This window comes from Amycolatopsis thermalba, from assembly GCF_003385215.1.
In the GTDB taxonomy this organism is placed as follows: Bacteria; Actinomycetota; Actinomycetes; order Mycobacteriales; family Pseudonocardiaceae; genus Amycolatopsis_E; species Amycolatopsis_E thermalba.
This window is the reverse complement of record NZ_PQHW01000166.1, coordinates 1-10,316: the sequence shown is the minus strand read 5'-3', so window position 1 is coordinate 10,316 and position 10,316 is coordinate 1. Positions and strand designations below refer to the sequence as shown.

Annotated in this window: 9 protein-coding genes; 7 read left to right on the top strand and 2 right to left on the bottom strand. The window is 72.1% G+C overall.

Annotated elements, in window-relative coordinates; all coding sequences use genetic code 11:
• Window positions 1-344 precede the first annotated feature (344 nt).
• Window positions 345-1,283: a hydroxymethylglutaryl-CoA lyase gene (locus tag D0D15_RS34455; RefSeq protein WP_162830728.1), complete on the top strand. Its 939-nt coding sequence runs from the start codon at window positions 345-347 to the stop codon at window positions 1,281-1,283.
• On the opposite strand, the gene D0D15_RS34450 is transcribed toward D0D15_RS34455, so the two are convergent.
• Window positions 1,280-2,872 carry a long-chain-fatty-acid--CoA ligase gene (locus D0D15_RS34450; protein WP_094004849.1) on the bottom strand — a complete coding sequence of 531 codons (1,593 nt, stop codon included), beginning with the start codon at window positions 2,870-2,872 and terminating at the stop codon, window positions 1,280-1,282. The two genes, D0D15_RS34455 and D0D15_RS34450, sit on opposite strands and share 4 nt — an antisense overlap.
• Before the next feature lie 62 nt (window positions 2,873-2,934).
• Window positions 2,935-3,564 carry a TetR/AcrR family transcriptional regulator gene (locus D0D15_RS34445; RefSeq protein WP_233157183.1) on the bottom strand — a complete coding sequence of 210 codons (630 nt, stop codon included), beginning with the start codon at window positions 3,562-3,564 and terminating at the stop codon, window positions 2,935-2,937.
• A gap of 93 nt (window positions 3,565-3,657) precedes the next feature.
• Between D0D15_RS34445 and D0D15_RS34440 the strand changes: the two genes are divergently transcribed.
• The 6 genes from D0D15_RS34440 to D0D15_RS34415 are packed head-to-tail and all read left to right on the top strand — an operon-like array spanning window position 3,658 to window position 10,229.
• On the top strand, window positions 3,658-5,205 hold the full coding sequence (locus D0D15_RS34440) for an acyl-CoA synthetase (RefSeq protein WP_115945053.1): 1,548 nt from the start codon (window positions 3,658-3,660) through the stop codon (window positions 5,203-5,205).
• A 10-nt stretch (window positions 5,206-5,215) separates the two neighbouring features.
• Window positions 5,216-6,349: a thiolase family protein gene (locus tag D0D15_RS34435; protein WP_094004852.1), complete on the top strand. Its 1,134-nt coding sequence runs from the start codon at window positions 5,216-5,218 to the stop codon at window positions 6,347-6,349.
• The gene (locus D0D15_RS34430) at window positions 6,346-7,518 is read left to right on the top strand and encodes an acyl-CoA dehydrogenase family protein (protein WP_094004853.1); all 1,173 of its coding nucleotides are present in this window, start codon (window positions 6,346-6,348) and stop codon (window positions 7,516-7,518) included. Before D0D15_RS34435 ends, D0D15_RS34430 begins: the two co-directional genes overlap by 4 nt.
• Window positions 7,519-7,531: 13 nt before the next feature.
• On the top strand, window positions 7,532-8,587 hold the full coding sequence (locus D0D15_RS34425) for an acyl-CoA dehydrogenase family protein (RefSeq protein WP_094004854.1): 1,056 nt from the start codon (window positions 7,532-7,534) through the stop codon (window positions 8,585-8,587).
• Complete coding sequence (locus tag D0D15_RS34420; RefSeq protein ID WP_094004855.1) at window positions 8,584-9,366, top strand: enoyl-CoA hydratase/isomerase family protein; 783 nt, start codon at window positions 8,584-8,586, stop codon at window positions 9,364-9,366. Before D0D15_RS34425 ends, D0D15_RS34420 begins: the two co-directional genes overlap by 4 nt.
• Window positions 9,351-10,229, top strand: a complete 879-nt coding sequence (locus D0D15_RS34415; protein WP_094004856.1) for an enoyl-CoA hydratase-related protein — start codon at window positions 9,351-9,353, stop codon at window positions 10,227-10,229. Before D0D15_RS34420 ends, D0D15_RS34415 begins: the two co-directional genes overlap by 16 nt.
• The last annotated feature ends 87 nt before the right edge of the window (window positions 10,230-10,316 follow it).

The window sequence follows — 10,316 nt, the reverse complement described above, 5'->3', positions numbered from 1 at the left end:
TCCCCCGCCCCCGATCCCCAGCCCGCTTTTGGTCGCCGATCAGCGGGGTCAAGGTACTCTTTCCCGCCTTGACGCCGCTGCTCGGCGACCAATACACACTCAACGAGAGGGGGCGGGGGAGGTGGCACCCAAGGTGACCGTTCGGCGCCGTAGGCGCCCTGGTTTTCCCGCCCGAAGGGCGGGCTTTTCGTCTGCCCCCAGCCACCTCTAAAGATCAAAAGATGTCCTCGCCGGACGGGCAGGCTCCGGGATGACGGGGAATGCAGGCACGTCACCTTGACGGGGTGGTCGCTGTGTGCGCTGCGCGGCTGGACGTCTGCGTTAGTCAGCGTTAACCTGTTCCTGTGGCGAGTGTGCGTGAGCTGGGGCTGCCCCAGCGGGAGGCGTCCCGGGGCGAGTTGCCCGCTCGGGTTGCGATCTGGGAGGTCGGGCCGCGGGACGGGCTGCAGAACGAGCAGACCGTGATCGGCCTGGACACCAAGCTCGAGTTCCTCGACCGGCTCGCCGCGGCGGGGCTGACGACCCTCGAGGCGACCAGTTTCGTCCACCCGAAGTGGGTCCCGCAGCTCGCCGACGCCGATGACCTGCTCGCGAAGCTCGACCGGCGCCCGGGCGTGAAGTACCCCGTCCTCGTCCCCAACGAGCGCGGCCTCGACCGGGCCCTGGCGCTGGGCGTGGAAGCGATCGCCATCTTCGGCAGCGCCACCGAGACCTTCGCGCGCAAGAACCTCAACCGCTCGTTCGACGAGCAGTTCGCCATGTTCGAGCCGGTCGTGCGGCGGGCCCGCCACGAAGGGCTCGAGGTGCGCGCCTACCTCTCCATGTGCTTCGGCGACCCGTGGGAGGGCGCCGTGCCCGTCGAGCAGGTCGCGGCCGCCGGGCGGCGGCTGCTCGACATGGGCTGCTTCCAGCTGTCGCTCGGGGACACGATCGGCGTCGCCACGCCGGGGCACGTCGAGGCGCTCCTCGGCGCGTTCGGCGACGTCTCCCAGCTCGCCGTGCACTTCCACGACACCTACGGCCAGGCGCTGTCCAACACGCTCGCCGCCCTGAGGGCCGGAGTGACCACAGTGGACTCCTCCGCGGGCGGCCTCGGCGGCTGCCCCTACGCGAAGGCCGCCACCGGCAACCTGGCCACCGAGGACCTGGTCTGGATGCTCGACGGCCTGGGCGTCGAGCACGGCGTGGACCTCGACGCGCTCGTGCGGACGAGCGCCTGGATGGCACAGCGGCTCGGCCGCCCCAGCCCGTCCCGCGTCGTCAAGGCCCTGACCGGCGGCTAGGCCGATTCGATCGGCAGCTTGCCCGCCTCCCGGTCGGCCCGCAGCTGCGTCTTCAGCACCTTCCCGCTCGGGTTCCGCGGCAGGGCGGGCACCACCGCGATCCGGCGCGGCCGCTTGTATCGCGCCAACCGGTCGAGGCACCACTCCTCCAGCTCCGCGGCCGTGGGCGCGTCGCCAGGGGTGCGTGGCGCGATCACCGCCAGCGGCGTCTCGCCCCACTTGTCGTCCGGCACGCCGATCAACGCCACCTCGCCGATCTTCGGGTGCGCCGCCAGGACGTTCTCCACCTCGGCGCAGTAGATGTTCTCCCCACCGGAGATGATCATGTCCTTCTTGCGGTCCACCACGAAGTAGTAGCCGTCCTCGTCCTGCCGCACCAGGTCACCGGAGTGGAACCAGCCGCCGCGGAACGCCTCCGCCGTCTCGGCCGGCTTGTTCCAGTACTCCTTCATCACCATCGGGCTGCGGTAGACGATCTCCCCGACCTCGCCCCGCGGCACGTCGTTCATGTCGTCGTCGACCACGCGCACCTCGACGTTGAGCATCGGCTTGCCGACCGACCCGATCTTGCGGATCGAGTCCTCGCCGCGCAGCAGCGTGGTCACCGGGCTGCACTCGGTCTGCCCGAACGCCGTCGTCACCTCGGCCTGGGGGAACGTGTCGATCATCGTGCGCAGCAGGGTCGTCGACGCCGGCGCCGCGCCCCACGAGATCTTCGACAGCGCAGACAGATCGCGCTCGCGGATCCCGGGCACGTTCACGATCGCCTGCCACTGCGCCGGCACCAGGAACACCGACGACACCCGCTCGCGCTCCATCAGATCCACCACCGCGACCGGGTCGAACCGGCCGCTCGGCAGCAGCACCGTCCGGCCGCCGAGCAGCAGGTTCGGCAGCATCCCGGACAGCCCGGCGATGTGGAACAGCGGCGCGGCGGCCAGCCACACCTTGTCCTCCGGCCCGGTGCCCAGCGTCGCCATGTTGCTGAACGCGTGCATCAGCAGGTTGTGGTGGGTGAGCACGGCGCCCTTCGGCCGTCCCGTGGTGCCCGAGGTGTACATGATGAACGCCGGGTCCTGCTCGTCCACCGTGATCTCGTCGAACTCCGGCGACGCCGCGGCCAGCGCCTCCGCGTAGTCCGCCATGCCCTCGAACGCGCCGCCGAACACCAGGCACGGGCCCCGGTCGCCGACCTGCTCGCGCGCCTTCGCCAGCGCCGGGGCGAGCGGAGCGTGCACCACGCTGGCCCGGGCGCCGCTGTCGGCGAGCACGTAGGCGATCTCGTCAGCCACGAGCCGGAAGTTCACCGGCACGCAGATCGCGCCCAGGCGCGTCGACGCGAAGTAGGTCTCCAGCACCTCCAGCGTGTTCAGGCCGAGCACGACCACCCGGTCGCCGTAGCCGACGCCCCGGTCGCGCAACGCGTTCGCCAGCCGGCTCACGCGCGTGTCGAACTGGCCGTAGGTGAGGGTGGTGCCCTCGAACGAGAAGGCGGGCTGGCCGCCCTGGGTGCGGGCGTGGCGGGCGAGCTGGTCGCCCATGGTCATCCCGCGCCCGAGCAGGCGGGGTACTTCGACAACTCCGGGCATCGGCAACCTCGGCGATCCGGCGGGTCAGGTACCGCGTTTCTACCGTGCCCGCGGCGAAACAGTCAACACTGACCGTCAGTGAAGAGCAGGCGGTGCGCCAGCGACTTCCACAGCGGGACGTGCGGATCGTTCGCCGGGTCCCGGTGGCGTTCGAAGGTGTAGGGCAGCGCCGCGCCCCGCATGCTCGTGAACAGCAGTTCGCGCAGCTCGGGGTAGTTCGGGTGGGCGCACACCGCCGGTCCCCAGATCCGGTCGCCGACCTCGCGGATCGCCTCCCGCAGCGCCCGCTCCTCCGGCCGCAGCGCCGCCGCGAGCGCCGGGTTGGTCCGCGCCGCCGTCCACAGCTCGACCGCGGCCCAGAACGGCGGCTCGTGGAAGGTCGTCCACAGCAGCTCGATGCACCGCTCGACCCGCCGCGGGCCCTCCGGCTCGTCGGCGAGCTGCTCGGCGACCCGCACCTCGGTCTGGGCGAGCCGGGTCGCCGTCAGGTGCTGGGAGGCCGCGACCAGCAGCTCGTCCCGGGACGGGAAGTGGTGCAGCAGGCGGCCACGGGACACGCCGGCCTTGGCCTGGATGGCCAATGTGGACGCGCCCGCGTAGCCCAGCTCGACCAGGCACGCCACGGCCGCGTCCAGGATCAACGTGCGCGTGCTCGTCGCGCGGTCCTGCCGGTTCCGGGTTTCGGTCACCACGCCGATCACCATAGCCGTTAACAGTCGGTGTTGACTGTTACGCCGGAACCTTGCACTCTCGCAGGGGAGTCCCACGGTTCGAGGAGGAGCCGCATGTACCCGGGTACCCACGCCGACGCCGATCCCGGCAAGCCCGCCGTGATCATGGCGGGTTCAGGCGAGCGGCTGACCTACGGCGAGCTCGACGAGCGGTCCACCCGCCTCGCCGACGCCCTTCCCCTCGCCGGCCTCGGCCGTGGCGACACCGTCGCCCTGCTCAGCGACAACTCGGTGCGCGCCTACGAGGTCTACTGGGCCGCCCTGCGCTCCGGCCGCTACCTCGCCGCGGTGAACAGCCACCTGTCCCCGGGCGAGGTCGCCTACATCGTCACCGACTCCGGCGCGCGGGCCCTGGTCGTCTCCGCCGCACTGGGCCCGCTGGCCGCCGCGGTCGCCGAGCTGCTCCCGGACGTGCCGGTCAAGCTCGTCTACGGCGGCGCGGCCGACGGGTACGCGGACTTCGACGACTTCCTCGCCACCGGCTCGCCCGAGCGCCCGGCGGACCAGCCGGCCGGGGCGGACATGCTCTACTCGTCCGGCACCACGGGCCGCCCGAAGGGCATCAAGGTCGACCTGCCGGACCGCCAGGTGGACGAGCCGGGCGACGTGCTGACCCCGGTCCTGCAGCACATGTACGGCTTCGGCCCGGACACGGTCTACCTGTCCCCGGCGCCGGTCTACCACGCCGCGCCGCTGCGGTTCGGCGCGACCGCACAGCGCCTCGGCGGCACGGTGGTGATGATGGAACGCTTCGACGCCGAAGCCGCGCTGCGCGCCATCGAGACCCACCGCGTCACGCACAGCCAGTGGGTGCCGACGATGTTCGTCCGGATGCTCAAGCTGCCCGGCGAGGTGCGCGGCCGCTACGACCTGTCCAGCCACCGCGTCGCGGTGCACGCCGCCGCGCCGTGCCCGGTCGAGGTCAAGCGCGCGATGATCGACTGGTGGGGGCCGGTCCTCTACGAGTACTACGCCTCCACCGAGGGCGCCGGGATGACGTTCATCGACAGCGAGCAGTGGCTCGCCAAGCCCGGCTCGGTGGGCCGCGCGGTGGTCGGCGTCGCCCACAACGGCGACGACGCGGGCGAGCTGCTGCCGCCCGGGGAGATCGGCACCGTCTACTTCGAACGCGACGAGGTCCCGTTCACCTACCACGGTGACCCGGACAAGACCCGCGAGGCGCAGCACCCCGAGCACGAAACCTGGACGACCACCGGCGACGTCGGCTACCTCGACGAGGATGGCTTCCTCCACCTGACCGACCGCAAGGCGTTCATGATCATCTCCGGCGGGGTGAACATCTACCCGCAGGAGGTCGAGGACGCGCTCGCGCTGCACCCCGCGGTGTTCGACGTCGGGGTGATCGGCGTGCCGGACGAGGAGATGGGCGAGGCGGTCAAGGCGTTCGTCCAGCCCGCGCCCGGCGCCACGCCCGGTCCGGAGCTGGCGGCCGAGCTGCTGGCCTACGTCCGCGAGCGGATCGCCCACTACAAGGCGCCGCGCAGCGTGGACTTCGTCGACGAACTGCCCCGCACACCGACCGGCAAGCTGGTGAAGCGGCGGCTCAAGGAGAAGTACGTGGCTCCGGCCGCGGCCGAGTGAAGGAGGAGCCGTGCGAGACGCGGTGATCGTGGAAGCGGTGCGCACCCCCGTGGGCAAGCGCGAGGGCGGCCTGTCCGGCGTGCACCCGGTGGACCTGTCGGCGCACGTGCTGCGTGGTCTGGCGGAGCGGTCCGGGCTCGATCCGGCCGAGATCGACGACGTGGTGTGGGGGTGCGTGAGCCAGGCCGGTGAGCAGACCGGCGACATCGGCCGCAACGCCGTGCTCGCCGCGGGCTGGCCGGAGAGCGTGACCGGCGTGACCGTCGACCGGCAGTGCGGGTCGTCCCAGCAGAGTGTGCACTTCGCCGCGGCCGGGCTGATCGCCGGGCACTACGACGTGGTGGTGGCCGGTGGTGTCGAATCGATGAGCCGGGTGCCGATGGGCTTTTCCGCGCAGGGCAGGAACCCGCTGGGCGAGCAGGTCCTCGCCCGGTACGGCGGGGTGCGGCCCAACCAGGGCATCGGCGCGGAGATGATCGTCGAGCGGTGGGGGTTCAGCCGCACCCAGGTCGACGAGTTCTCCCTCGCCTCGCACGAGAAGGCCGCCGCCGCGCAGGACGCGGGCGCCTTCGACGACCAGCTGCTGCCGATCGCGGACGTCACCGCCGACGAGGGCGTGCGCCGCGGCGGTTCGCTGGAGAAGCTGGCCGGGCTCAAGCCCGCGTTCCGCGAGGACGGCGTCATCACGGCGGGCAACAGCTCGCAGATCAGCGACGGCGCCGCCGCCCTGCTGATGACGACCAGTGAGAAGGCGGCCCAGCTCGGCCTGCGGCCGATCGCACGCGTGCACACCGCGGTGCTCGCGGGCGACGATCCGGTGATCATGCTGACCGCGCCCATCCCGGCGACGAAGAAGGCCTTGCAGCGCAGTGGCTTGTCGATTTCCGACATCGGCGTGTTCGAGGTCAACGAGGCGTTCGCGCCGGTGCCGATGGCGTGGCTGGCCGAGACCGGCGCCGATGCCAAGTCCCTCAACCCGCACGGCGGCGCGATCGCCCTCGGCCACCCGCTCGGCGCGAGCGGCGCGCGCATCATGACCACGCTCGTGCACCACATGCGTGCCGCCGGCATCCGCTACGGCCTGCAGACCATGTGCGAGGGCGGCGGCCAGGCCAACGCCACCATCCTGGAGCTGGTCGCATGAGCGAGTTCCGCGAGAAGGTCCGGGCGTGGCTCGCCGAGAACGTCCCCGGCGACGAGGAACTGGCGACCGCCAAGCGGTTCCAGGCCGCCCTCTACGACGCGGGGCTGGCCGGGATCACCTGGCCGGCGGAGTTCGGCGGTCAGGGCCTCACCGCGGCCGAACAGCAGGTCTTCGACCAGGAGTCGGCCCGCTACGACCTGCCCAACTCGGTGTTCCGGATCGGCATGGGCATGTGCGGGCCGACGATCCTCGACCTGGGCACACCCGAGCAGAAGGCGCGCTACATCCCGCCGCTGCTGCGTGGTGACGAGATCTGGTGCCAGCTGTTCTCCGAGCCGGGCGCCGGGTCTGACGTCGCGAGCCTGCAGACCCGTGCGGTCCGCGACGGGGACGAGTGGGTGGTCAACGGGCAGAAGGTGTGGACGACGGTCGCGCACCTGGCCGACTTCGGCGCGCTGCTCGCCCGCACCGACCCGGACGTGCCCAAGCACCAGGGCCTGACGATGTTCCTCATCGACATGCACGACCCGGCCGTGACGGTGCGGCCGCTCAAGGACATGACCGGGCGCGCGCCGTTCAACGAGGTGTACTTCGAGAACCTGCGTCTGCCCGCGGACGCGGTGCTCGGCCAGGTCGGGCAGGGCTGGCTCGCCGCGGTGACCATGCTCGGTCACGAGCGCGTGTCGATCGGCGGGTTCGTCCGCAAGCGGCACGACCCGCTGGCCCACGCGAACCTCGCCGAGACCGCGCGCCGGTACGGGCGCGACGCCGATCCCGTGGTGCGAGCCGAACTCGCGAAGCTGTACGCGGCGGAGCGGGCGCTGGCGCTGTTCAACACGCGGCTGCGGCAGGAGGCCGAGGCCGGGTCCCCGCCGGGCGCGCGCGGGTCGGTGGCCAAGCTCGCCGGTGCCCAGTTGCAGCAGCAGGCCGTCGCGGTCGCCGGGCTGATCGCCGGGCCGCGGGTGACGGCGTGGGAGCCGGGCGACGCGGCCGGGGACGAACTGGCGCTGGCGATCAACCAGACGCCGTCGTCGAGCATCGCCGGTGGCACCGACCAGATCCAGCGCACCATCATCGGGGACCGCATCCTCGGCCTGCCCCGCGAACCCGTCGTCGACCGCGACGTGCCCTTCCGCGAGCTGCGGGTGGGCACGCAGCGACCCGCCTGAAAGGAGAGGGATCGTGCAGCTGGTGCTCGACACCGAACAACAGCAACTGCGGTCGACGGTGCGCAAACTGCTCGCCGACCACAGCGACGTCCGGTCCGTGGTGGACGGTGACGAGACCTACGACGCCGTGTTGTGGCGGCACCTGGCCGAGCTGGGCCTGACCGGGCTGGTCGTGCCCGAGGACCAGGGCGGCGCGGGCGCCGGGCACGTCGAACGGTGCGTGGTGCTGGAGGAACTGGGCCGCGCGCTCGCGCCGGTGCCGTTCTTCGCCTCCGCGGTGCTCGCGGCCGACGCGCTGGTGGCGCTGGGGGACACCGAGGTCCTGCCCGCGCTGGCGGTCGGGGAGAAGATCGGCGCGCTGGCCGTGTCCGAGTCCTGGGGCCCGGCGCCGGTGACCGCGACCGAGCGGGACGGCGGCTGGGTGCTCGACGGGCACGCGCCGTTCGTGATCTCCGGTGACGTGGCCGACGTCTTCGTGGTGTACTCGGCCGACGGCTGGTTCGTCGCTGAGGACGCGCGGCGCACGCCATTGACCACTTTGGACCCCACGCGCGGGCAGGCGAAACTGGACTTCGCGGGCACCCCGGCGCGGAGAGTCGACACCGCGGATCCGGCCGCGGTGCTGGAGAAGGTGCGTGACCTCGCGTCCGTGGCGCTGGCCGCGGAGCAGGTCGGCGGCATCGCGAAGGTGCTGGAGACCACCGTGGAGTACGCCAAGGTGCGGGTGCAGTTCGGCCGCGCCATCGGCTCCTACCAGGCGGTCAAGCACGCCTGCGCGGACCTCTACAGCACGAGTGAACGCGCGGAATCCCTGCTGCGGCACGCCGCGTGGACCGCCGACCACGACCCGGACGCGCTGCCGCTGGCCGCGGCCACCACGCAGGTGTTCACCGGGCCCGCCTACTTCGCGGCGGCGGCGTCCGGGCTCCAGCTGCACGGCGGCATCGGCTACACCTGGGAGCACGACGCGCACCTGTACTACAAGCGGGCCAAGAGCAGCGAGCTGTTGTTCGGCGGCCACGACGAGCAGCTGGCCCGGCTCGCGCGGCGGCTGGACGGTGCTTCGTGACGGACCAGCCGGTGCTGCTCGACCGGGCGGGCGCGGTGCTGACCGTGACCCTGAACCGGCCGCACCGCAAGAACGCGATCGACCAGGCGATGTGGGACGGGCTGTACGACGCGTTCCACCGGGCCGAGCGGGACGACGACGTGCGGGTAGTCGTGGTCACCGGCGCGGGTGGCGACTTCTGCGCGGGCGCCGACCTGTCCGCGGACCGCAAGGACCACCCGTTGACCCGGATGCACCGGGTCAACGACGTCGCGCTGGCGCTGAACGAGATCTCGAAGCCGACGATCGCGAAGGTCGACGGCGTCGCGGTCGGGGCGGGCTGGAACCTCGCGCTGGGGTGTGATCTGGTGGTGGCCACCGAGCGGGCGCGGTTCAGCCAGATCTTCGCCCGCCGCGGGCTGTCGCTCGACTTCGGTGGCTCGTGGCTGCTGCCCCGGCTCGTCGGGTTGCAGCAGGCGAAACGGCTCGCGTTGCGGGCCGAGATGATCGGCGCGGCCGAGGCGCACGACCTCGGCCTGGTCACCTGGATCCAGCCGGACGGCGAGCTCGATTCCTTTGTGGACGGCCTGGCGGCGGAGCTGGCCGAGGCGCCGCCGATCGCGCTGGCGCTGAGCAAACGGCTGCTCGAAGAGGGCGCGAGCCGGACGCTGCGCGAAGCCCTGGAGGGCGAGGCGCGAGCGCAGACGGTGAACTTCGCGACCGAGGACGCGCCGGCCGCGTTCGAGGCGTTCCTCAGCAAGACCGAAGCGGCGTACACGGGACGATGGGCGGTGCGGTGAGTTACGACGAGATCATCTACGAGGTCTCCGACGGGATCGCCACGATCACGTTGAACCGGCCGGCGCGGCTCAACGCGTTCACGCTGGAGATGGCACACGAGCTGGTCGCGGCGTTCGACGAGGCCGACGCGGACGACTCGGTGCGCGTGGTGGTGGTCACCGGCGCCGGGCGCGGGTTCTGCGCGGGCGCGGACCTGGAGCGGGGCGCGGGCACGTTCAACAAGGACGCGATCGGCGACGTCGAGGGGTTCGGCGAGATCGACGGTGTGCCGCGGGACGCCGGTGGCGCGGTGGCGCTGCGGATCGCGGCGTGCAAGAAGGTCGTCATCGGTGCGTTCAACGGGCCCGCGGTGGGTGTCGGCGTGACGATGTCGCTGCCGATGGACATCCGGATCGCCAGCGAGAACGCCAGGTTCGGGTTCGTGTTCGCGCGACGCGGGATCCTGCTGGAGGCCGCGTCGTCGTGGTTCCTGCCGCGGATCGTCGGCATCTCGCAGGCGATGGAGTGGGTGGCGACCGGGCGGGTGTTCGACGCGGCCGAGGCGCGCGCCGGCGGGCTGGTCTCGCGGGTCGTGCCGCCGGACGAGCTGATCCCGGCGGCGATGTCGATCGCCCGGGAGGTCGCGGACAACACGTCGGCGGTGTCGGTCGCGGTGTCGCGGCAGCTGCTGTGGGGCATGCTCGGCTCACCCACGCCGTGGGACGCCCACCGCGCGGACTCCCGCGCGCTGCTGCAGCTCGGCGCCGGCAAGGACGCGATGGAAGGCGTGATGGCGTTCCTGGAAAAACGCGCGCCGACCTTCCCGGGCCGCGTGTCCACGGACTACCCCTCCGGTGTGCCACCCTTCCCCGGGACCCCGTGAGCCCGCCCCGCGAGTCCCACGCTCCCGCGCGCGAGTCCCACGCTCCCGCGCGCGAGTTCCACGTTCCCGCGCGCGGGAGCGTGGGAC

Bases quoted from the DNA above. Each gene is read 5' to 3' on its own strand.
- D0D15_RS34430 (WP_094004853.1), top strand. From the start codon at position 6,346: ATGAGCGAGTTCCGCGAGAAGGTCCGGGCGTGGCTCGCCGAGAACGTC.
- D0D15_RS34415 (WP_094004856.1), top strand. From the start codon at position 9,351: ATGGGCGGTGCGGTGAGTTACGACGAGATCATCTACGAGGTCTCCGAC.
- D0D15_RS34440 (WP_115945053.1), top strand. From the start codon at position 3,658: ATGTACCCGGGTACCCACGCCGACGCCGATCCCGGCAAGCCCGCCGTG.
- D0D15_RS34450 (WP_094004849.1), bottom strand. From the start codon at position 2,872: ATGCCCGGAGTTGTCGAAGTACCCCGCCTGCTCGGGCGCGGGATGACC.